This is a genomic window from Sphaerisporangium sp. NPDC005289, assembly GCF_040607455.1.
GTDB classification, from domain to species: domain Bacteria; phylum Actinomycetota; class Actinomycetes; order Streptosporangiales; family Streptosporangiaceae; genus Sphaerisporangium; species Sphaerisporangium rhizosphaerae.
This window is the reverse complement of record NZ_JBEXGS010000002.1, coordinates 433547-454702: the sequence shown is the minus strand read 5'-3', so window position 1 is coordinate 454702 and position 21156 is coordinate 433547. Positions and strand designations below refer to the sequence as shown.

The window sequence follows — 21156 nt, the reverse complement described above, 5'->3', positions numbered from 1 at the left end:
CCGGCCCGGGCCACACGCCGGCCGGAGCGCAGGGACATTTCTGGACGAATCATTCGGTCGCTTGACCGGATGATTCGTCCATGCTGTTATGAGGGGGTGATCTACGGAACCCCTGAGCTGGAGCCGGCCGACAAGGCCGTGCTCGGCGAGATCGAGGACATGCGCCGCGACCTGAAGTACCGCCTGGCCGAGCCGCACCGCTGGGACGGGCAGCTCCGGCGCCAGCTTCAGGCGCGTGCCATCCAGGGGTCCAACTCCATCGAGGGCTACCGGGCCAGCGTGGAGGACATCGAGTCCATCATGCTGGGGGAGGAGCCGCTGGAGACCTCACAGGCGGTCGCGAACGAGATCGCCGGCTACAAGCAGGCGCTCACCTATGTCCGGCGGTTGTCGATGGCCCGCTCGTTCGGCTACGACAAGGGTCTGCTGCACGCGCTGAACTTCATGATGATCGGCCACCACCACGACAAGACCCCTGGCGTCGTACGGCCGGGCGGCATCTACGTCCGCAATTCCGCCACCGGAGAAGTGGTCTACGAGGGGCCGGACGTCGAGCTGGTCCCCGGTCTGCTCGACGAGCTGATCGCCTGGCTCAACGACGGAGATCTGCACGCGCCCAGCTACGTCCGGGCGGCGATGGCACACTTCAACCTGGTCGCCATCCATCCTTGGCGGGACGGCAACGGGCGCATGTCCAGGGCCCTGCAAACCCTGGTGCTCGGCCGCGACCAGATCACCACACCCGAGTTCTGCTCCATCGAAGAATGGCTGGGCCTGGGAGAGAACACCGTCGACTACTACCGAGCTCTGCGCGACGCACAGCAGGGCGTCTGGTCACCTCACGACGAGATGCTGCCCTGGGTGCGGTTCTGCCTGCGGGCGCATCACATGCAGGCGCAGCGGGTGCGGCGCCGGTTGGCCGAGGCGGGGGAGGTGTGGACGCTTCTCGAGGAGCAGGTCGACAATGAGGGCCTGCACACCCGGTGCGTCTCCGCGCTGTACCAGGTCTTCGTGAGCAGGCGGCTGCGGCGCGGCACCTACCAGGCCGAGGAGTCGCTCAGCCAGGGCCAGGCCGCCCGGGACCTTCGTGAGCTGGCCGCACGCGACTGGCTCACCCCCTATGGCGAGACCAAGGGACGCTTCTACGCTCCCGGCCCCCGGATGGAGAAGGTCAAGGCGGACTTCGCCGCCCGCGTCGAGCCGCTGCGCGACCCGTACCGCACCGCCGCCTGACCGCAGGCCCGGGACGGCATGGCCGGGGCGAGGGGAACCGGGCGCCGCATCGGGTGAGTTCCCTGTGGGGGGCTACGCGCCGGCCGGGTCGTCGGTCGACAGATGCAGGCCGAGCTGGGTGTACAGCTCCAACTGGTCGAAGTACTCCCGGTGCGTGACGATCTTGCCGTCCTCGACGAAGGAGGCGCAGGTGCCGCGCAGAGTGATGCGGCGACCGGTCGGCTCCAGTTCCCGCCCGTCGGGCAGCAGGAACGGCCCGGTGTGCGTGCCGGTCCCCGTCCATTCGACCATCATGGGTCTATCGGTGCTGGTGGCCTCGTACCACACCGCCAGGTGGAGGTCCGGAAATCCCTGGAAGAACTGCTCGTAGACCCACGCGATCTGCTCGTGTCCCTCCGCCACTCCTACGGGGGAGACCAAAACGGCGTCCTCGGTGAAGAGTTCGAGCATCCGGCTCACATCGTGATCATTGAGCGCGTCGGCCAGTCCGCGCTTGACTTCCCACTTGTCGACCATGGCCGTGGTCCTTCCGTGGTCGGGTGTCAACCTATCGATCACGCTACCCAGCAGTAGGTCGGCTACCGGCTACGAGAACGTCGCGGACACGCCAGGAAGTCCCGTCGTCCTCCAAGCACGGCAAAGTCGTGCGGAGCCTTCCCGTGCCCGCCGGGCCGGCGGTCCGGCGCCGCGCCGATCAGCGGGTGCTTTTCCGCGGCGAGATAACCGAGTACGGTTCGGTTTTATGTACCCGGGAGCGGTCGCGGCCGAGACGCCCGACAAACCTGCCGTGATCATGGCGGGCTCCGGGCGGGTGGTGACCTACCGCGAACTGGACGAGGAGTCCAACCGGCTGGCGCGGCTGTTCCGGTCGGCCGGGCTGCGACCCGGGCAGCACATCGCCCTCATGCTGGAGAACCACCCGCTGTTCCTGGTGGTGGCATGGGCGGCGCACCGCTCCGGGCTGTACTACACGGCCATCAGCCCTCGTCTGCGGCCCGACGAACTGGCCTACATCCTGGACAACTGCCAGGCCGAGGTCTTCATCTCCTCGGCGGCGCTCGCCGGCGTCGCCACCTCGGTCACCGAGCGCACGCCGAAGGTCCGGCTCAGGCTGATGATGGACGGCGTCGCCCCCGGCTTCGCCTCCTACGAGCGAGCCGTCGCCGAGCACCCGCCGCTTCCCGTCGAGGACGAGTGCCAGGGGGCGGACATGCTGTACTCCTCGGGCACCACCGGCCGGCCCAAGGGCGTCAAGCCGCCGCTGAGCCGCGCGCCGCTCGAGGCTCCCGGCGCACTGGTGGGGTTGGTCCGGCTGCTGTTCGACCCGTCGTCCGACGCGGTGTACCTGTCGCCGGCTCCGCTCTACCACGCCGCGCCCCTGCGCTACTGCATGGCCTTCCAGCGCATCGGCGCGACCGTCGTGGTGATGGAGAGGTTCGACCCCGAGCAGGCGCTGGCGCTGATCGAGAAGTACCGCGTCACCCACTCCCAGTGGGTGCCGACCATGTTCATCAAGATGCTCAAGCTCCCCGAGGCCGTGCGCCGCAAGTACGACCTGTCCTCGCTGACCTGCGCCATCCACGCGGCCGCGCCGTGCCCGGTCCCGGTCAAGGAGCAGATGATCGACTGGTGGGGGCCGGTCGTCCACGAGTACTACGCGGGCACCGAGGGCAACGGCTTCCTGTACGTGGGTCCCGAGGACTGGCTCGCCCACAAGGGCACCGTGGGGCGCCCGCTGCTCGGCGTCGTCCACATCTGCGACGAGGACGGCGAGGAGCTGCCGGCCGGCGAGCACGGCACCGTGTACTTCTCCGACGGGCCGCGGTTCGAGTACCACGGCGACCCGGAGAAGACGCGCGCGGCCGGCGACCCGAAGGGCCGGGGGTGGACGACGCTCGGCGACATCGGCTACCTGGACCAGGACGGCTTCCTGTACCTCACCGACCGCCGCTCCTACATGATCATCTCTGGTGGGGTCAACGTGTACCCGCAGGAGGCGGAGAACGTGCTGTCCCTGCACCCGAAGGTGGCCGACGTGGCGGTCTTCGGGGTGCCCGACGAGGAGATGGGCGAGGCGGTGAAGGCCGTCGTCCAGGCCGCCGATCCGGCCGAGGCCGGGCCTGCCCTCGCGGCCGAGCTCATCGCGTACTGCCGCGACCGCCTCGCCCACTACAAGTGCCCCCGATCTGTGGACTTCCGGCCGGAGCTTCCCCGCCATCCCACGGGGAAGCTCTACAAGCGCCTGCTGCGCGACGAGTACTGGCCGTCCGCCGGCTGATCCCGCCCGGTCGCCCGCTCGCGCCGGTCAGGGCGCGAGCGCCGGGAGCCCCGCGGCCGGCTGCGGCATCACGGGTGACCCCAGGTGCGCCGGCGGTCCGGGCTCCGCCGGCGGTCCGGGCTTCGCGGGCGGTTCCGGCTTCACGGGAGGCTCGGGTTTCACGGATGGTCCGCCGGGCGTCACGGGCGGTTCCGGCTTGACGGGCGGTTCCGGCTTGACGGGCGGCTCCGGCTTGACGGGCGGCTCCGGCTTGACGGGCGGCTCCGGCTTCACGGGCGGTTCGCCGGGCTTCACGGGCGGCTCCTCGGGTGGCGCCGGAGGCTTCGCGACGGCCGGCGGGCAGTCGTAGAGCGAGCGCACGGCCGTCAGGTCGGCCCGGCTGAAGCCCTCCCGCTGACCGATCGGCACCGGCATGAGCGGGACCAGGGTGTCCAGCCCGTTCGCGCTGAAGAAGTTCCTGCCGTACAGCATCACCGACCCGTAGTCGAGCGTCCCGAACAGCCGGTTCTGTTCGGGCGCCAGCTTCTGGAACTGGGGCTCGTACCCTTTCAGCACGTTCTCCAGATGGACGGTCACCGCGGAGTCCCGGTCGGAGCGCGAATGTTCGTGGTAGAAGCCGATGGCGTGCAGCAACTCGTGAATGGCGACGCCCTTGCGCTCGCACCCCGCGCCGATCGAGACGTCCTGCGGCTGCCCGCCGATGCGTCCCACGTACGAATAGCAGCCCTTGCCGGAGATGACGTTCAGATATCCCGCCTCGTCGGTGCGCGGGACGAAACGCACGCAGGTGTTGTCGTGGAAATCCTTCATCGCCTGGACGACCGCCTCGCGCGCCCCGGGCGTCAGCGCGGGGGACAGGACGTAGGGCACCCTCCGGTCGGGCCACAGCGCGCCCGCCTGGGTGGTGCCCGCGCCCGCCGAGGAACCGGGGCAGGCGGCGAGACGCGCCGGCCGCCCAGACGGCGGCCCCGGCGCGGCCGGTGGCGAGGCCGGCCTGGCCGCAGGTGAGGCCGATCCGGTCGGAGATGAAGCAGCCGCGGTCGGAGATGAAGCAGTCGCGGCCGGAGGTGCAGCCGGCGGGGCCGGTGGTGAGGCCGGCCTGGTCGGAGGTGGAGCAGGCGCGGCCGGAGGTGAGCCGGGCATGACCCGGGGCGGGTCCTGCGCGCCCGTCACCGGCTCTCCCGGCCCCCGCTCTCCCAATGGGGGCGGGGTGAGGCGGCCGGTCCCGGGGAAGACGCCCGGCAACTGGATCTTCCCGGCGGAGGCGTCGGCGGGCGTGCCGATGATGATGTCGCCCTCGGTGACGGCGTGCCCGTCGATGTCCGCGAACCCGATCGTGTGCGGCTGCCCGGTGACGTCTGGAGCGGTGACGAACTGGGACGGGTGCTCGACCTGCTGCTGCCACAGCCAGTCCAGCGCGTCGTCGTCGCCGTCACCGTCCCCGTCACCGGCGAAGGCGGGCGCGGCCACCGTCAGCAGCCCGGACATCACCACTGCCAATATCAGTTTATGTCGCATATCGATACCCCCGGAAAGCGTTTCACGACGGTGTGCGAACCGTCGCGGGGGAAACCTACCCGCATGATCACCCGGCACTCGTGGGAAAAGCCGGCGCGACGGGAGACCTCGTCGGGAGCGCGGCGCCCACGGTAATTCACCGAGCCTCCTTTCTCCTTATCCCGGCCTTACATTTCCGCCGCAGTCGGGACGGCGATAATGCAGGTCAGCGCCATTTCCGCAGGTCGCTCCGCCGGTCGGCGACCGCCGTGCCGCCGCCGGTGACAACCTCCAGACGACGTTCAGCAGACCTTCAGTCAGGGCTTAGGACGTTCTTATCACCGGTGCGCCATCATTGATTTACCGGTCCTCAACCGGCCGCCGCCGAATAGCGGCGCATGCGGACGACCTTGGGGGAAAGAGATGAGCACCGAAGACCCGCGTGAGCACACGACCAGCGAGACCACCCCGGTGGAGGCGCCGGGTGCGCGGGGCTGGACGCAGTTCGGCCGGACCGCGCCCCAGACGGGCGGCTTCCGGCACCAGTGGAGCGCACCGGGCGGGCCGGCCGGTGACACCCAGCAGTTGCCGCCCTTCGCGGCGGGCGCCGTGCCGGCCGGTGGCCCGGCGGGCGGGTGGTGGACCACCGGTCGCAAGGCGGTGGCGGGCCTCGCCCTGGCCGCGGTGGCGATCGGAGGCGGGGCCGCGGGGGCCTTCGTCGCCACGGCCGCCGCCGGGACCCAGCCCGTGATCTCCAGCCCGATCGTCCGCCCGGCGTCCAACACCGCCGCCGCGACGGTCGCCGACGTGGCGCGGGCCGTGCAGCCCTCCGTGGTCTCCATCACCGTGACCAGCGGCGCCGGCCAGGCCGAGGGCTCAGGGGTGGTCCTGTCCGAGGACGGCCTGATCCTCACCAACAACCACGTGGTCGCCGGAGCCGGGCAGGACGCCAAGCTCCAGGTGAAGTTCAGCGACGGCAAGGTCGCCTCGGCCGACGTCGTCGGCACCGACCCGGCCACCGACCTCGCCGTGGTGCGGGCGAAGGACGTGTCCGGGCTGACCAAGGCCACTCTCGGCGACAGCGACAAGCTGAGGGTCGGCGACGCCGTCCTGGCCATCGGCAGCCCGCTGGGCCTGGAGGGCTCGGTGACCGCCGGCATCGTGAGCGCGCTGGACCGCACGCTGACCGTCGGCGGCGAGTCCCAGCAGCAGCGCCCGCAGCTCCCGCCCGGCTGGGGCGACGGCGGGTTCGGCCAGCAGCAGCCCGGCCAGCAGCAACCCGGTCAGCCGCAGAGCTCCGGCACGACGATCGGCGGGGCCATCCAGACCGACGCCGCGATCAACCCCGGCAACTCGGGCGGCGCCCTGGTGAACGCCTCCGGCCAGGTGGTCGGCGTCAACAGCGCCATCGCGACCAACGGCGGCGAGGGCAACATCGGCGTGGGCTTCGCCATCCCCATCAACACCGCCCGCCAGGTCGCCGACCAGCTGATCAAGACCGGCAAGGTCAGCCACGCCTACCTCGGGGTCACCCTGGCCGACGCAACCGGCGACACCCCCGGCGCCGTCGTCGGGTCGGTGCAGGAGGGCAGCCCGGCCGAGCGGGCGGGGCTCAAGGCCGGCGACGTGATCACCAAGATCGGCCAGACGCAGGTGTCCGGGGCCGAGACGGTGGTCGGCGCGGTGCGCGGCTTCCAGCCCGGCACCAAGGTCGAGGTGACGTACCTGCGGGGCGGCGCCACCTCCACGGCCACCGTCACCCTCACCGAGAAGACCGTGACGAGCTGACCGTCTCCAGGACCGGACGCGCCACCGGGTACGCTGCGGGCCCGGCGGCGCGTCTGCCCTTCCCCTGAGGCCCGCGACCGAGCAGGTCGCGGGCCTCAGGGGCTCTCCGGCGTCCAGGGAGGCGGGCCTCAGGGGCTCTCCGGCGCCCGAGGAGTGTCGGCCTCAGGGGGCCTGAGCACCGGGGGAGCAGGGGGCGTGGGAGCTCAGGAGAACCTGCGGCCCTCGTCGCGGCGGTAGGCCCAGGCGGCCAGGCCGCCCGCGACCACCGTCCACACCGCCATCATCACCAGCGCGAGGGGGTGCGGGGTGAAGTCCCCCGTCGCGGCCCACACCAGCTCCACCGCGCCGCGCGCCGGCAGGTAGGGGGCGATGGCCTCGATGAAGCCCGGAGCCCGCCCCGGGCCGGTGAGCAGCCCGCTGCCGAACGCCATCGGCAGGAACACGACCTGCGCGACGGCGATCGCCGCCTTCGACGGAAGCGCGTAACCGATCAGCAGGCCCAGCATGGTGAACGGGACGGCGGCGACGGCCAGCGCGCCGAGGCCCAGCAGCGCGCCGAGGGGCGTCACCGTCGCCTCGGTGAGAAGCGCGGCGATCAGGACCACCGGCAGCAGCGCCAGCGCCAGGAACGCCAGGCCGTTGAGCAGCCGGCCGGCGAACCTCGGCCCGGCGCCGGCGGGCAGCGTGCGCAGGTAGGGGTCCCAGGGCTGCGCGCGGTCCTCGGCGACGCCGACGCCGTAGGAGAACAGGCAGGTCCCCATGACCGCGAACGTCATCATCGAGCCGGTGGCGAACGTCGCGGCGACCGGGTCGCCGCCGGCGAAGGGGACCACGAAGAACAGCATCGAGGCGGAGGGGAAGAAGGTGTTGCCGATCACCGCGATGGGGATGCGGATGGTCTCGAGGAACTGGTACTTCACGTGCGTGACGACGAGCGACACAGGACTCTCCCTCGGGGGGGGCGGGGCAGGGGCTGTCAGCGGGGAGCTCAGGCGGCGGCGGGCGCGTCGTCCCGGGCGGTGATCGCCAGGAACGCCTCCTCGAGCGTGGTGGCCCGGATCTCCAGGCCCGAGAAGGGCACGCCCGACCCGACCAGCTCGCGGACCAGCCGGTCGGCGTCGGCGGTGACCAGGTGCGTCCGGTCGCCGTCGGTCTCCGCGCGCAGGACGCCCGGTAGCTCGGGCAGGTGGGCGGCGGTCAGGCTGACCCGGCGGACGCCCACCATGCCGCGCACCGCCGCGAGGCTGTCGTCGGCGAGCACCCGGCCCTTGCCAAGGACGACGACCCGCTGGGCCAGCGCCTCGATCTCCTCCAGGTAGTGGCTGGTCAGCAGCACGGTGCCTCCATCGGCGTGGAAGGCGCGCACGGCCTCCCACAGCGCGCGGCGGGCTTCGACGTCCAGCCCCGTGGTGGGCTCGTCGAGCAGGACGAGCCGCGGCCGCCCGGCGAACGCCAGGGCGACCGCGATCCGCCTCTTCTGCCCGCCCGACAGGCCCCCGATCTGCCGGTCGCGCATGCCGGTGAGTCCGAAGCGCTCGAGAAGCTCGTCGCGGTCGGCCCGCGAGGGGAAGTGGGCCGCGACGAAGTCCACGCACTCGCGCACGCGCAGGGTGGGCGGGAGCCCGGTCTCCTGCGGGGTCATGCCGAGCAGTCGGCGGCGGGCCGGGTCGCCGGGCGGGCCGCCGAACAGGCTGACCGAGCCCGAGGACGGCCGCCGCAGTCCGGCCAGCAGGTTGACCAGGGTCGACTTGCCGGCGCCGTTCGGGCCGAGCAGGCCGATGAGCTCCCCCTCCCGGATCTCCAGCGATGTGGTGTCGAGCGCGGTCACCTCGCCGTACCGGCGGGTGACCTCCTCGAGGCGAGCGAGCGTCTCGGTCATGGTTCCTGCCCCGTCTCTTTCTGGTCTGTACCGGATGGCGCCGAAGGCGCCGTCTCGCCGCCGGCCGCGCGGATCTCCGGCGCGCGCGCCGGGGCCGGCTGGGCGCCGGCCATGTCGAGCAGCGCCCGGATGGCGGCGGTGTAGTCGTCGAAGGCCAGCCGCCCCCGCCGGGTGAGCGCCACGTACGTCACCGGGGTGCGCCCCCGGTGGGTTTTGCCGATCTCGACGTACCCGGCGCTCTCGAGCTTGCTGAGGTGCACCGACAGGTTGCCGGCGGTCATGCCGAGGATGTCCTTCAGGCCGGGGAAGCTGATCTGGTCCCCCTCGGCCAGGGTGGACAGCGCGGTGACGACGCGCAGGCGCGCCTGGGCGTGGATGACGGGGTCGAGCTCGGGGAGCCCGGCGGACGGGCTCATGCCCTGCCCGGCCGCAGGCGGGTGCGCAGGTGGATGCCCACGCCCATGGCGATGAAGACGCCGCCCACGCCCACGGCGGAGAACAGCGCGTGCAGCCCGGGGCCGGCGACCACGCCGGCGACGTTCACCACGGTGACCCAGACGCCCACGGCGAACATCTGGCGCACCCCCCACACGGCCCCTCCGGCCATGAACAGCAGGCCGACGACCAGCATCGAGACGCAGCACCAGAGCAGGGTGCGCTCGGCCTCGGGCAGGAGCCTGCCGAAGTGGCCGCACAGCGCCCCGACGAGCATGTAGCCGAAGAACCAGCTCAGGCCGTACATGGCGCCCCGCGCCTGCGAAGCGCCGCGCACCTGGCTGCCCTGCCGCCACCCGGCGTACCCGGTGATGACCAGGGCCAGGATCATCGTGCCGAAAAGGATCGTCAGCGCCATGCCCAGCGAGAGCGGCCCCTGCGGCCGCCCCGACACCCCGTAGCGCACGAACAGGGCGCCGTAACCGATCAGCCAGACCAGCCCCCACATGATGTAGAAGGCGGGCAGCGGACCGGCGAAATGCCGGGCCGCCGCCGCCCGCTGGTCCTCGATGATGCCCAGCATCTCCTCCGGACTGAGCGCCCGCTCACCCTCGGCGTCCTCGGCCTCACCTGCCCGCATGACCCTCTCCTCACACCGCGCCGCAAACTGGTTTGAACTATAAACCAAACAGGTTTGCGATGTAAACCACTGCCCCGCGTTTCGGCATCAGGCGGCCGGATCGGTGCGGGTGGTCAGGCGGAGGGCGTGGTGAGGGCCTCGGAGTGCCAGAGGTCGTGGTAGTAGCCGGGGGCGGAGATCAGTTCCTCGTGGCGGCCGCGCTGGGTCACGCGGCCGGACTCCAGGACGACGATCTCGTCCACGCCCTCCAGGCCGTGCAGGCGGTGGGTGACCAGCAGCGTCGTGCGGCCGTGGGTGGCGTCGAGCAGGTCGGCCATCAGGGCGTCGGCGGTGGCGCCGTCCAGCGCCTCGGCGGGCTCGTCGAGCAGCAGGACCTCCGGGTCGTGCAGCAGCGCGCGCGCCAGGGCGAGCCGCTGGAGCTGGCCGCCGGAGACCGTGCGCCCGTCCTCGCCCAGCGTCACCTCCCAGCCGGTGCGCTCGACCCAGGCGTCCAGCCGCGCCCGGCGCACCGCCTCGGCCAGCTCGTCGTCACCGGCGTCCGGACCGGCCAGCCGCAGGTTGTCGCGCAGCGTCGCACGGAAGACGTAGGGGTCCTGCGTCAGCCCGGTGATCAGGGAGCGGACGTCGTCGGTGGAGAACGCGCGGACGTCGGCGCCGTTGAGGCGGATGCTCCCCGACTCGAAGCCGGTCGTGCGCATGAGCGCGGACAGCAGCGTGCTCTTGCCCGCCCCGCTCGGCCCGACCACGGCCACCCGCTTGCCGGGGGTCAGTGTGAGGCCGACGCCGTCCAGCGCGGCGGGGCGGCCGGGCGCGTGGCGGACCACCAGGTCCGCCACCTCGACGGTCAGCGGGCCTCGCGGCGCGGGGGCGGGCGCGGCCGGCTCGGGTACGGCGGCCGGGACGGCCTGGACCTCCCGCAGCCGGCGCAAGGCCGCGCTCACCCCGGCGAACCGCTCGCCCGCCGCGGCCAGCGGCAGGACCGGCTCGAACGACACCAGGGCCGTCAGCGCCAGCACGGCCGTCGCCACCGTCCCAAGCTGGGCCCGCTGGGCGGTCAGCACCACGGCGGCCACCGTGAGGCCCTGAACGAGGGTGCCGGCCATCAGGGCCGCGGCGTTCGCCCGGCTCTGCCGCCGCTCCAGCGCCGCGAGCCGCGCGTCGGCCTCGGCGGCGGACGCCAGCGCCCGGTCCCCGGCCCCGTAGGCGGCCAGGTCGGCGGCGCCGTGCACCAGGTCGGCGACCCGGGCCGCCAGGTCGGCCCGCGCGGGCGCCAGGCGCGCCGACCACCGGCGGGCGGCGGCGGCCGTCCCGGCGGGCAGCAGCACACCGGCGAGCAGCAGGCCCGCGAGCAGGACCAGCGCGGCGGCGGGCAGCAGGAAGGCCCCCAGCGTCACCGCGGCGACGGCCGTCACCAGGGCGGCGAGGGCCGGCAGCAGGCAGCGGACCAGCAGGTCCTGGACGGCGTCGGTGTCGTCGACCATGCGGCTCAGCAGGTCGGCGCCTCGGTGGCCGGGCGGGCGGGCCGGGATGAGCGCCCGGTACAACCGCTCCCGGGTCGTGGCCTGCGCGCGCAGCGCCACGTCGTGCCCGGCCAGGCGCTCGGCGTACCGGAACACGCCCCGGCTGGTCGCGAAGGCCCGCACCCCGACGATCGCCACGCTGAGGGCGGCCAGGGACGGCCGCTCGGCGGCCCGGGTGATCAGCCAGGCGGCGCAGCCGATGAGCGCCAGCGACGCCAGCTCGGCGGCGGCGCCCGCGGCGACGGCGGTCAGCGTGCGCCCGCCCATCCCGGACACGGGGTTCCGCCAGGACACCGGGTTCCTCCCAGGGACGGACGCGTCCGGGCTGGTCACCGGCCCGGTCGGCGTGCCGGCGGTCATCGCCCGCCTCCCGGCGTCGTCCCGCCCTCGCCGCCCGGCCCCGCGACCCGCACCGGCTCCGCGGCGGACCGGATGGCCTCGCCGGAGGTCGTCGGCGGCTTCGGGGTGGGTGGGGGGTCCCCGTTCGCCGCATTCCTCGCCGGGGTGGGCGGGGACGCGAAGGTCGCGTCGCCGGAGGCGGGCGGGGGCTTCGGGGCGGCGGGGACGGGGAGCGCGTCGCCGGGCGGGGTGGACGGGCGGTCGGAGATGATCTTGCCGTCGGCCACGCGGACGACGCGGTCGGCCAGCTCGATCATCGCGGGCCGGTGGGCGACGATGACCGCGGTGCGGCCCTCGGCCAGCGTCCGGGTGGCCGCCACGATGGCGGCCTCGCTCCTGCCGTCCAGGCGCGCGGTCGGCTCGTCCAGCAGCAGCACCTGCGCGTCCGGGCGGCAGAACGCGCGCGCCAGCGCGACGCGCTGCCGCTGGCCCGCCGACAGGTCGGCCCCGCGCTCGCCGACGACGGTGGCGTACCCCTCGGGGAGCGCCTGCGCGAACTCCGCCGCCCGTGCGGCCGACGCCGCGGCGTGGACCTGCTGGTCGGAGGCGTCGGAGCCGAGCCGGATGTTGTCGGCGACGGAGGCGGCGAACAGGTGGGGGCGCTGCGGCACGAACGCCAGGCGGCGGCGCCACCGGCCGGCGTCCACGGCAGAAAGGTCCACCCCGTCGACCAGCACGCGGCCCTCGGAGGGGGTGACGAAGCCGAGCAGCAGGTGGAGCAGGGTGCTCTTGCCGGCGCCGCTCTCGCCGACCAGCGCCACGCGCTCGCCGGGGGCGAGGGTCAGCGACACGCCGTCGAGCGCGGCGTCCTCGCGCCCCGGGTAGCGGACGGTGACGTTCTCCAGCCTGATCTCCGGCACACCGGCCGGCATCGCGGCGGCCGGGGCGGGTACGGGCGTGTCGAGGGCGCCGGAGGTGGTCCGCTCCAGGACGGCGAAGGCGTCGTCGGCCGCGGCGACCCCCTCCATGGCAGCGTGGAACCTGGTGCCCATCATGCGAAGCGGGATGTAGGCCTCGGGGGCGAGCAGCAGCACCAGCAGGGCGGTGCGCAGGTCCAGCGACCCCGACAGCAGCCGCAGGCCGACCGGGACGGCGACGAGCGCGAGGGACAGCGAGGCGACCAGCTCCAGCACCAGGGAGGACAGGAAGGCCACCCGCAGGGTTCGCATGGTGGCCGAACGGTGGGCGTCGGCGACCTGCCGGACCACCGTGGCCTGGTACTGGGCGCGCCCGAACGCGCGCAGCGTGGGCAGGCCGCGCACCACGTCGAGGAAGTGGCCGCCGAGGCGCGACAGCGCCCGCCACTGCCGCTCGGTGACCGCCTTGGTCTGCCACCCGACCAGCGCCCCGAAGACCGGGATCAGCGGCAGCGTGAGCAGGACGATGACGGCGGTGCCGAGGTCGGCCGCGAAGAGCCGCACCAGCACGGCGACCGGCACGACCCCGGCGACGGCGACCGCGGGCAGGTAGCCGGTGACGTAGGGGTCCAGCGCGTCCAGCCCTCGTCCGGCCAGGGTGACCAGCTCGCCGGACCGGCGGGCGCTGAGCCCGCCCGGCCCGAGGTCGCGCAGCCGCGCCAGCAGCTCGCGCCGCAGCACCGACTTCAGCGCGGTCGCGGTGCGCCCCGCCGTGACGCCCTGCAGGCCGCCCAGCAGCGCGCGCACCACGACCACGGCCGCCAGCGGGAGCAGGGCCGCCGTGGTGAACGCCCCTGAGAGCACACCCGACAGCAGCTCGGCCTGCGCCAGGACGAGCGACCCGGCGAGGACGGCCGCCGCCAGGCACACCATCAGGTGCAGGCGGACCGCTGGCACGGTGCGCGCCAGGCGCAGCAGATCCTTGTGCATCGGCTCCTCGAAGTCCTCTAGAAGAAGGAAGGGACGGCCGCGGCGGCGCCCGCCGGCCTGGCCGGGCCGAAGGTGCGCCATACCCATACTTGCGCCGCGACCATGATGGGGACGACGGGCAGGACGATGAGATTGAGCACATTCAGCGTCGCGGGGGAGGCGGCGTGCTCCAGCAGCACCGGGGACAGCGCGGCGAGCGGCACGGCCACCGGCAGGGCGGCGACGACGGCCGACAGGCGCAGCCGCCGGCCGGTGCGGCGGGCCTCGGCCGGGCCCGACAGGCGCCACTCGGTGAAGGCCCGGCCGTGGAAGGCGAACACGGCGGCCACCACGGCGCCGCCGAGCAGGCCGGCCAGGTCGAACGGCCCGTCCGGCAGCCCGCGCGCCACCGACGCCAGGGCGACGCCCCAGCTCAGGGCCAGACCCCACGAGCCGGTGCACAGCACGGCGTCCCAGAAGCCGCGCCAGGCGGCGCCGTCCAGCCTGCGCCGGAACCACAGGCCCGCGTCGCGCAGGATCCAGGACACCAGCAGGGTCACCACGACCGGGTACAGGCCGTGGACCACCGTCCCCTCCAGGGAGGGGAACGCGCCGAACAGCGTGCCGGCCGCCGCGATCAGCCAGATCTCGTTGGCCAGGACGAACGGGGCCATCGCGGCCACCAGGCGGTCGCGGTGCCGCGCGCGCGTGCCCGGCTCGCCGGCCCGTTCGCGGGCCCGGCTGAGCACCGGGAGCAGCATGCCGACGCCGATGTCGAAGCCTTCGAGGGCGAAGTAGCCGACCAGCAGCACGGCGAGGATCGCCAACCAGATGATCTCCATGGGGGGAGCTCCTCATTCGGGGGCGGCCTTGCCGCCGGGGGTCACAGGACGAGCGAGGGGGTGGGGGAGGGGTCGGCGGGCTCGGCGACGCCGAGGTCGGCCCTGTCGGGGCCGCGCCGGACGACCCGGGCGATCAGCACGTAGTCGGCCAGGGCCAGCAGCGCCAGCACGCCCGCGAAGGCGGCGAAGGAGAGGGTGATCATCGGCCTGGTCAGGCCGGGCGACATGGCGTCGGCCACCGTGAGTTTGCCGTACACCAGCCAGGGCTGGCGGCCGACCTCGCGGACGAGCCAGCCGAGGACGGCGGCGACGAACGGCAGCGGCGTCATCAGCATGAGCACCGGATGCAGCCACCGGGCGCGGGCGAGCAGGTCGCGGAACAGCAGCGGCAGCAGCAGGAACAGCACGATCAGGTGCACGAGCTGCCCGATGAGGATCATGTTGCCGAGCGCCATCCCGGGGATCGCGCCCTTGAACTTGTCCGGCTGGATGTCGCGGACGAAGCCGAACTGCGCGTACCCGAAGCCGACGGCGATGTTGGTGCCGACGAGCGCCCACACCACCCCCGTGCGCAGCGACCGGCGGAAGAACTCCTGCTCGGGGGTGCGGCGGAAGAGCTGGTAGGCGCTGGCGCCGATGATCAGGGAGCTGCCGGCGAACAGTCCGGCGCCGATGACGTGCGGGAAGGCCATCACCAGGCTCGGGTTGGTGAGCAGCGCGCCGAAGTCGGTCAGCACCAGGTGGTCGCCGCGCTGGACGCTGCCGGCCGGGTGCTGCAGGAAGGAGTTCGCCACCATGATCCAGAAGGCGCTGGCGTAGGCGGTGAGCGCCACCAGCCAGATGCACGCCAGGTGCAGCTTCTTGGGCAGGCGGTTCCAGCCGAAGATCCACAGGCCGAGGAAGGTGGACTCCAGGAAGAACGCCACCAGCGTCTCGATCGCCAGGGGCGCGCCGAACACGTCCCCGGCGTAGTGCGTCAGCCCGCTCCAGCTCAGCCCGAACTGGAACTCCATCACCAGGCCGGTGAACACGCCGAGCGCGTAGTTGATCAGATAGATCTGGCCCCAGAAGCGCGTCATGCGCTCGAACACCGGCCTGCCGCTGATGACGTGGCGGGTCTGCATGATCGCGACAAGGGGGGCCAGGCCCAGCGTCAGCACGACGAACAGGAAGTGCAGGGCCCCCGTCACCGCGAACTGGAGCCGCGCCAGGTCGGTCACGTCCATGGCTCCTCTTTCTCTACGTTGTGTCTGTCTACATGTAGAGAGCCTACCTATAGAATGACGTCATGACGCACCTGAGTAGGCTTGAGCGGTGAATCCCGACGCGCTCCGCGGTCACATGGACGCTTTGCTGCTCTCCGTCCTGGAGGGCGGGCCGCTGCACGGTTACGCGATCATCGAGGCGTTGCAGGAGCGCAGCGGAGGCGCGCTCAACGTCCCGACCGGCACCGTCTATCCCGCCCTGCGCCGGCTGGAGCGGGTGGGCCACCTGACGAGCGAGTGGGCGACGGTGGCCGGCCGCCGGCGCCGCACCTACCGGCTGACCTCCGGCGGGTACGCCGCGCTGGCCGGTGAGCGGTCGTCATGGCGGCAGTTCACCGACGCCATCGGCAGCGTCCTGTCCCCCCGGCCCCAGGAGTCGGCGCCCCAGCCCCAGGAGTGAACGCGCCGCAGGAGGCCGGCGCCCTGCCTCAGGACTGGACGCCCTGACCTCAGGAGTGGACGCCGTGCGCGCCGCCTCGGGAAGGGGCGCCCCGGCACGCGCCGGCCGGGGCGGCGCCGCTCAGTTCAGCGCGCCCCGCTGGGAGACCGTCGCGGCGGACGCGGCCGGCAGCGGGCGCGAAACGATCACGCAGCGGGTGGCGCTCCACAGCAGCGAGCCCGACACCAGGTAGCTCACCAGGCTCGCGACCATGCCCGGCGGGTAGGCGTCGAAGCCGCTCAGCGCCCGGCCGGCGCCCGCGGCCAGGGCGAGCCCCATCAGGCAGATGGCCGGCACCTGGATCCACAGCAGGATGCCCAGGGCGCGCGTGAGCACGCCCGGGCGCCGCACCGCGCGCAGCGGACCGCTGAAGGCGAGCAGCGCCAGCGCGCCGAGGACGCCCACGCCGAACTGGAAGAAGTCGAGGAAGCGCGCGAGCGGGGTGAACCACGCCGCCCTGACCTCGGTGACGGTCCAGGGGTTCTCGGGGAAGATCTTCCAGATGACGCTCCACATCAGCGTCATGAGCGGCACGGTCACGAACATCACCGCGGCGGTCCTGCGACCCTGGTGGGCGGCGATCTCCTCCTGGTAACCGGGGGCGATCTCGTCGACCGGACCGAACTCGGCGACGGCCATGCGCTCGGCCTCCGCCCGGTCGAACCCCTCGGCCAGGTACGCCTCGGCGGAGTCGGCGAGGCCGTCGCGCGCCTCGGCGAGCAGATCGCGCCTGACGCGCGTGGAGCCCCGCAGCGTGCGGCCGAGTGTGCTCACGTAGTCGTCGATGACACTCGCGCTCGCCATGCTCTCCCCAGGTCTCCGCCCTCCGTGGGCTCCGGCCCTCATTGTCTCCTCAGGACGGGCCGGGGGGTAATCCGGGTAATCCCTGACGCATCCCTGGAGGTCGGGCCGGTTCCCCCGGTATGCGGGCGCGCATCTGTGCCGCTCAGACCCCTGCCGGCCCGCGGGTCAGCCGACGCCGGTCGCGGTGGCGTGCACGACCGGGGCGGGAGCGGGGGAGCGGTGGCCGACCGGGCGCCGGGCGGGATGGGCGCCGGCCGTCCAGAACAGCGCCCCGGCGGCGACGGCCGCCGCCACGACCAGCCAGCCGAACGCGCGCCCCATGCGCAGGCCGTACCCGCAGGCCAGCCAGTAGGCCGCGAGGGCCAGCCGCACCCGGCGCCGCCGGGTCGCCAGGCGGCGCATCTCCATGGCGCCGAAGGCGAAGTCGGCCGCGACCTTCTTGTCGTCCACCGCGCGCCGCAGCCGCTCGTACAGGCCGGCCAGCCGGCCCGGGTCGAGCGGCTGCTCGGGCCGCGCGGACCAGCCGCGCCAGGCCCGCTCGTCGGCGAGGACCCGGCGCTCGCTCCACCACAGCACCGGCGGCCAGTTCAGGGCGACCCGCACGCCCCGCGGAGTGCCGGCGAAGACGCACTCCGACAGCCGCAGCGCCTCCGGATGGCGGACCTGGGCCAGCCGGCAGCCGCTCAGGTCGGCCCCGCGCAGCGTCAGCGCGCCGGCGTCCAGCCGGTCCAGCGACAGCACCCGAAGCCCGCCGGCCGCGCCGGTCACGGTCGCCGGCCCGCTGAGCACGGCCTCGCGCAGCTCCAGGTCGACGTCCGACAGGCGCGCGGTGAGCCGGGAGGACAGCCGGGCCCCGCGCAGGTCGACCGGGCATCCCGCGGCCTCCAGCTCCACCGGCGCCGAGGCGTGGACGCCGGAGAGCACGAGCCGGCGGCCCGCGCGCAGACCGGTGAGGTAGGCGCCGCCGTGGAACCCGGCCCCCTCGAACCCGGCCGTGCCGCCGAAGGCCGCCTTGCGGAAGGACACCGCCCGGCGGAAGCGGGACCCGCGGAACAGGGCGTCGTTGTCGAAGACCGCGCCGTCGAAGGCGGCGAACCCGTGGAACTCGGCGCCGCGGAAGGAGGCGTCCCTGCCGAACCGGGCGTCGCCGAACAGCGCGTCGCTGCCGATGCGCACGCGGTCGAAGGCGCCGTGCCCGCGCAGGCGGGCGCCGTGCATGGAGAACTCGCGGGAGAAGCGCACCTCGCGGAAGGAGGCGTTGCGGGTGAAGCGGGTGCCGAAGAAGGAGGCCAGACGGTCGAAGCGGGCATGGTCGAAGCTCGCGTCCCCCGCGAAGACGACCTCGGCGAACCGGGCCGGCCCGGTGAACTGCGCGCGGTCGAACCTGGCCCTGCCGAGATGGCGCCCCGTGGCCGACAGCACGCGGTCCAGCAGCTCCTCCGCGAGGGTGGTGCCGCGCAGGTCGACCCCGCGGCCGGGCGCGAGGCCGGCCAGGACCTCCTCCAACTCGGCGGGGGTCAGATGGGCCAGGCAGCGGTCGTAGGGCCGGCACGTGATTCCCACGCACGCGGCCGACGCGTCGCAGGTCTGCCAGCCGACGTCGAGGGAGAGCGTCTTCAGCGGGGGCGTCATGCCAAAGTCATACCCAATGTCGGGTAACGGGTCGCTAAATCGTGACGGGAAGCTGACAGAGTGTATCCATGGCGTCGGGTGCGCCCGGCCCGCTAGGTCCAAGCACGACAAGCCTGGCGGCGCTCGCTAGACATCAACTGTCAAGCTTCGGTTATTTCACCTTCTATCTAGTTCTAGTACGAGATAGCGGGCTTTCCCGGGCCTACGCTCCCGGTCATGCGTGCTCTATCCCGGGCGCTCGCCGCCCTCACGGCCGCCGGCATGATCGTCGCCGGTGCCGCCGCCCTCTCTTCGTCCCCGGCCTCGGCCGAGCCGGGGACCGTCGTGATCAGCCAGGTGTACGGCGGCGGTGGCAACACCGGCGCCCCGCTCACCAACGACTTCGTGGAGCTGTTCAACCGCGGCGACTCCGCCGTCACCCTCGAGGGATGGTCCCTGCAGTACGCCAGCGCCACCGGCACCGGGACCTTCGACGCCAACAAGCTCGACCTGTCCGGCACCCTCGCCCCCGGGCGCTACCACCTGGTCCAGCTCGCCGCGGGTGCGACGCCCAGCGCCCCGCTGCCGGCCCCCGACGCCACCGGCGGCCTCGCGCTGAGCGGCACGGCGGGCAAGGTCGCGCTGGTCCGCTCCGCCGAGGGCCTCGCCTGCAACGGCGGCTCGGCGCCCTGCACGGCCGACCAGCTCGCCCTGCTGGGCGACCTGGTGGGATACGGCACCGCCAACTTCTCCGAGGGCGCGGCGGCCCCGGCGCTGACCAACTCCACTGCGGCGATCCGCGGCGAGCACGGCTGCGCCGACACCGACGCCAACGCCGCCGACTTCACCGCCGGCGCCCCGGCGCCGCGCAACTCGGCGACCCCCGCCGCCCCCTGCGGCACGACACCGGGCGACCCCACGCCGACGCCGACGGTGACCCCGACGCCCACGGTGACGCCGACCGACACCCCCACCCCCACACCGACCCCCACCGAGACGCCGACGGCGAGCCCCACGCCGACTCGCACCGCCGAGCCCTGCACGCTCCCGGCGGACCACCAGATCGCGCAGGTCCAGGGCGGCGGCGCGACCAGCCCGCTGGCCGGGCAGACCGTGCGCGTCGAGGGCGTCGTCACCGCCGACTACCAGGGCACCGGATCCCTCGGCGGCTTCTACCTGCAGGACCCGACGCCCGACGCCGACCCGGCCACCTCCGACGCGGTGTTCGTCTTCACCGCCAAGCCCGCCGCCGTCGGCGACCGCGTGCTGGTCAGCGGCACCGTCACCGAGTACAACGGCCTGACCGAGCTGTCCCCGGTCACCTCCGTCGAGGTGTGCGGCACCGGCAAGGTCAAGCCCGCGAAGGTCAAGCTGCCGGTCGCCGAGGGCGCGAGCCTGGAGCCGCTGGAGGGCGTGCTGGTCACCTTCCCGCAGGCGCTCACCGTCTCGGAGGTCTACAACCTCGGCCGCTACGGCGAGATCACCCTGTCCTCCCACGGCCGGCTCTTCCAGCCGACCGACCGCGAGAAGGTCGACCCGGCGCTGGACGCCCGGCGCCGGATCCTGCTCGACGACGCCTCCAACCTCCAGAACCCGCCCGAGCTGCCCTACCACACCAACGGCGCCAACACCGTGCGCGTCGGCGACGCCACCACCGGCCTCACCGGCGTGCTGACCTACGGCTTCGGCCTGTACCGCGTGGAGCCGTCCCAGCCGGTCGTCTTCACCCCCGACAACCCGCGCCCGGCCGCGCCCGGCAAGGTCGGCGGCAACGTCCGGGTCGCGAGCCTCAACACCCTCAACTGGTTCACCACGCTCGGATCGCGCGGCGCCACCACGGCCGAGGAGCGCGACCGCCAGCTCGCCAAGCTGGTCTCCACCCTCAAGGGCCTCGACCCCGACGTCGCCGGGCTCATGGAGGTCGAGAACAACGGCGCCACCGCGCTGAACACCCTGGTCGACGCGCTCAACGCCGCCGTCGGCGCGGGCACCTACAAGGGCGTCACCTCGCCGGTCCCCGGGACCGACGCCATCCAGGTCGCCCTCATCTACAAGCCGGCGGTGGTCAAGCCGGTCGGCGCCCCCCGTTCCTCCGGCGACCCGGTCTTCCGCCGGCCGCCGCTCATCCAGGACTTCCAGCGCGTCAAGGGCGGCGGATCCTCCTTCACGATGATCGTCAACCACTTCAAGTCCAAGGGCTGCGACGGCGCCACCGGGGCCGACCTCGACCAGGGCGACGGGCAGAGCTGCTTCAACGACGAGCGCGTCCGCCAGGCCAAGGCCGTCCTCGGCCTGATCGACACCCTGGGCCTCACCAACCCGGTCGTGCTCGGCGACCTCAACGCCTACGGCGAGGAGGACCCGATCCACACCCTGGAGGCCGGGAAGCTGGTGAGCGTCAGCAAGAAGTTCCTCGACAAGAAGGACCGCTACAGCTACGTCTTCGACAGCCTGTCGGGCGAGCTGGACCACGTGCTGGTCGGCAGGCAGCTGCTCAAGCAGGTGACCGGCGCCACCATCTGGCACATCAACGCCGACGAGGGCAGGTTCATGGACTACAACACCGAGTTCAACCCGCCGGCCCTCTACTCGCCGGGAGCCTTCCGCTCCTCCGACCACGACCCGCTGCTGTTCGGGCTCAAGCTGTAGGACGCACGCGGCCTGGAGCGCCGAACGTGCGACCTGACCCGGTTCCCCGCA

At 73.2% G+C, this 21156-nt stretch carries 17 protein-coding genes; 5 read left to right on the top strand and 12 right to left on the bottom strand.

The features are described from left to right. Positions 1 to 96: 96 nt before the first annotated feature. The gene (locus ABZT47_RS04770) at positions 97 to 1233 is read left to right on the top strand and encodes a Fic family protein (protein WP_354836200.1); all 1137 of its coding nucleotides are present in this window, start codon (positions 97 to 99) and stop codon (positions 1231 to 1233) included. A 72-nt stretch (positions 1234 to 1305) separates the two neighbouring features. Here the strand turns inward: ABZT47_RS04770 and ABZT47_RS04765 are convergent, their stop codons facing one another. Further along, the gene (locus ABZT47_RS04765; protein ID WP_354836198.1) at positions 1306 to 1749 is read right to left on the bottom strand and encodes an ester cyclase; all 444 of its coding nucleotides are present in this window, start codon (positions 1747 to 1749) and stop codon (positions 1306 to 1308) included. A gap of 226 nt (positions 1750 to 1975) precedes the next feature. Here ABZT47_RS04765 and ABZT47_RS04760 point away from each other — a divergent pair, with 226 nt between their 5' ends. Continuing rightward, positions 1976 to 3511 carry an acyl-CoA synthetase gene (locus ABZT47_RS04760; protein ID WP_354836196.1) on the top strand — a complete coding sequence of 512 codons (1536 nt, stop codon included), beginning with the start codon at positions 1976 to 1978 and terminating at the stop codon, positions 3509 to 3511. 27 nt (positions 3512 to 3538) lie between these two features. Here ABZT47_RS04760 and ABZT47_RS04755 read toward each other — a convergent pair whose 3' ends face one another. Then, positions 3539 to 5005 (bottom strand): M12 family metallopeptidase, encoded by a 1467-nt coding sequence (locus ABZT47_RS04755; protein ID WP_354836574.1) that lies wholly within the window; start codon positions 5003 to 5005, stop codon positions 3539 to 3541. A 426-nt stretch (positions 5006 to 5431) separates the two neighbouring features. On the opposite strand from ABZT47_RS04755, the gene ABZT47_RS04750 reads away from it, so the two are divergent. After that, positions 5432 to 6796, top strand: a complete 1365-nt coding sequence (locus tag ABZT47_RS04750) for a trypsin-like peptidase domain-containing protein (protein ID WP_354836194.1) — start codon at positions 5432 to 5434, stop codon at positions 6794 to 6796. A gap of 203 nt (positions 6797 to 6999) precedes the next feature. On the opposite strand, the gene ABZT47_RS04745 is transcribed toward ABZT47_RS04750, so the two are convergent. From ABZT47_RS04745 to ABZT47_RS04710, 8 genes are all read right to left on the bottom strand, one after another. Beyond that, complete coding sequence (locus tag ABZT47_RS04745; RefSeq protein WP_354836192.1) at positions 7000 to 7737, bottom strand: ABC transporter permease; 738 nt, start codon at positions 7735 to 7737, stop codon at positions 7000 to 7002. Positions 7738 to 7784: 47 nt separating this feature from the next. After that, the gene (locus tag ABZT47_RS04740) at positions 7785 to 8675 is read right to left on the bottom strand and encodes an ABC transporter ATP-binding protein (RefSeq protein ID WP_354836190.1); all 891 of its coding nucleotides are present in this window, start codon (positions 8673 to 8675) and stop codon (positions 7785 to 7787) included. Continuing rightward, complete coding sequence (locus tag ABZT47_RS04735; RefSeq protein WP_354836188.1) at positions 8672 to 9091, bottom strand: transcriptional regulator; 420 nt, start codon at positions 9089 to 9091, stop codon at positions 8672 to 8674. Before ABZT47_RS04735 ends, ABZT47_RS04740 begins: the two co-directional genes overlap by 4 nt. Then, positions 9088 to 9750, bottom strand: coding sequence for a hypothetical protein (locus ABZT47_RS04730; RefSeq protein WP_354836186.1), 663 nt, complete (start codon positions 9748 to 9750; stop codon positions 9088 to 9090). The genes ABZT47_RS04735 and ABZT47_RS04730 overlap by 4 nt, the downstream gene beginning before the upstream one ends. Before the next feature lie 113 nt (positions 9751 to 9863). Beyond that, complete coding sequence (cydC, locus tag ABZT47_RS04725; protein WP_354836183.1) at positions 9864 to 11630, bottom strand: thiol reductant ABC exporter subunit CydC; 1767 nt, start codon at positions 11628 to 11630, stop codon at positions 9864 to 9866. Further along, on the bottom strand, positions 11627 to 13516 hold the full coding sequence (cydD, locus tag ABZT47_RS04720) for a thiol reductant ABC exporter subunit CydD (RefSeq protein ID WP_354836181.1): 1890 nt from the start codon (positions 13514 to 13516) through the stop codon (positions 11627 to 11629). Before cydD ends, cydC begins: the two co-directional genes overlap by 4 nt. 17 nt (positions 13517 to 13533) lie before the next feature. Further along, complete coding sequence (locus ABZT47_RS04715; protein WP_354836179.1) at positions 13534 to 14337, bottom strand: cytochrome d ubiquinol oxidase subunit II; 804 nt, start codon at positions 14335 to 14337, stop codon at positions 13534 to 13536. A gap of 41 nt (positions 14338 to 14378) precedes the next feature. Beyond that, positions 14379 to 15563, bottom strand: coding sequence for a cytochrome ubiquinol oxidase subunit I (locus ABZT47_RS04710; RefSeq protein ID WP_354836177.1), 1185 nt, complete (start codon positions 15561 to 15563; stop codon positions 14379 to 14381). Positions 15564 to 15651: 88 nt separating this feature from the next. Between ABZT47_RS04710 and ABZT47_RS04705 the strand changes: the two genes are divergently transcribed. Continuing rightward, positions 15652 to 16002 (top strand): helix-turn-helix transcriptional regulator, encoded by a 351-nt coding sequence (locus tag ABZT47_RS04705; protein WP_354836175.1) that lies wholly within the window; start codon positions 15652 to 15654, stop codon positions 16000 to 16002. 120 nt (positions 16003 to 16122) lie between these two features. Here ABZT47_RS04705 and ABZT47_RS04700 read toward each other — a convergent pair whose 3' ends face one another. Both ABZT47_RS04700 and ABZT47_RS04695 read right to left on the bottom strand, forming a co-directional pair. Further along, positions 16123 to 16845 carry a permease prefix domain 1-containing protein gene (locus tag ABZT47_RS04700; protein WP_354836173.1) on the bottom strand — a complete coding sequence of 241 codons (723 nt, stop codon included), beginning with the start codon at positions 16843 to 16845 and terminating at the stop codon, positions 16123 to 16125. Positions 16846 to 17010: 165 nt separating this feature from the next. Further along, entirely contained in the window at positions 17011 to 18477 is a 1467-nt protein-coding gene (locus ABZT47_RS04695; protein ID WP_354836171.1) for a pentapeptide repeat-containing protein, read from the bottom strand. A 216-nt stretch (positions 18478 to 18693) separates the two neighbouring features. Between ABZT47_RS04695 and ABZT47_RS04690 the strand changes: the two genes are divergently transcribed. Beyond that, positions 18694 to 21105, top strand: coding sequence for an ExeM/NucH family extracellular endonuclease (locus ABZT47_RS04690; protein WP_354836169.1), 2412 nt, complete (start codon positions 18694 to 18696; stop codon positions 21103 to 21105). The last annotated feature ends 51 nt before the right edge of the window (positions 21106 to 21156 follow it).

Coding starts and splice junctions, on each gene's coding strand:
- ABZT47_RS04715 (WP_354836179.1), bottom strand. CDS start 14,337: ATGGAGATCATCTGGTTGGCGATCCTCGCCGTGCTGCTGGTCGGCTAC.
- ABZT47_RS04700 (WP_354836173.1), bottom strand. CDS start 16,845: ATGGCGAGCGCGAGTGTCATCGACGACTACGTGAGCACACTCGGCCGC.
- cydC (WP_354836183.1), bottom strand. CDS start 11,630: ATGACCGCCGGCACGCCGACCGGGCCGGTGACCAGCCCGGACGCGTCC.
- ABZT47_RS04765 (WP_354836198.1), bottom strand. CDS start 1,749: ATGGTCGACAAGTGGGAAGTCAAGCGCGGACTGGCCGACGCGCTCAAT.
- ABZT47_RS04760 (WP_354836196.1), top strand. CDS start 1,976: ATGTACCCGGGAGCGGTCGCGGCCGAGACGCCCGACAAACCTGCCGTG.
- ABZT47_RS04740 (WP_354836190.1), bottom strand. CDS start 8,675: ATGACCGAGACGCTCGCTCGCCTCGAGGAGGTCACCCGCCGGTACGGC.
- ABZT47_RS04735 (WP_354836188.1), bottom strand. CDS start 9,091: ATGAGCCCGTCCGCCGGGCTCCCCGAGCTCGACCCCGTCATCCACGCC.
- ABZT47_RS04695 (WP_354836171.1), bottom strand. CDS start 18,477: ATGACGCCCCCGCTGAAGACGCTCTCCCTCGACGTCGGCTGGCAGACC.
- ABZT47_RS04690 (WP_354836169.1), top strand. CDS start 18,694: ATGCGTGCTCTATCCCGGGCGCTCGCCGCCCTCACGGCCGCCGGCATG.
- ABZT47_RS04710 (WP_354836177.1), bottom strand. CDS start 15,563: ATGGACGTGACCGACCTGGCGCGGCTCCAGTTCGCGGTGACGGGGGCC.
- ABZT47_RS04730 (WP_354836186.1), bottom strand. CDS start 9,750: ATGCGGGCAGGTGAGGCCGAGGACGCCGAGGGTGAGCGGGCGCTCAGT.
- ABZT47_RS04750 (WP_354836194.1), top strand. CDS start 5,432: ATGAGCACCGAAGACCCGCGTGAGCACACGACCAGCGAGACCACCCCG.
- cydD (WP_354836181.1), bottom strand. CDS start 13,516: ATGCACAAGGATCTGCTGCGCCTGGCGCGCACCGTGCCAGCGGTCCGC.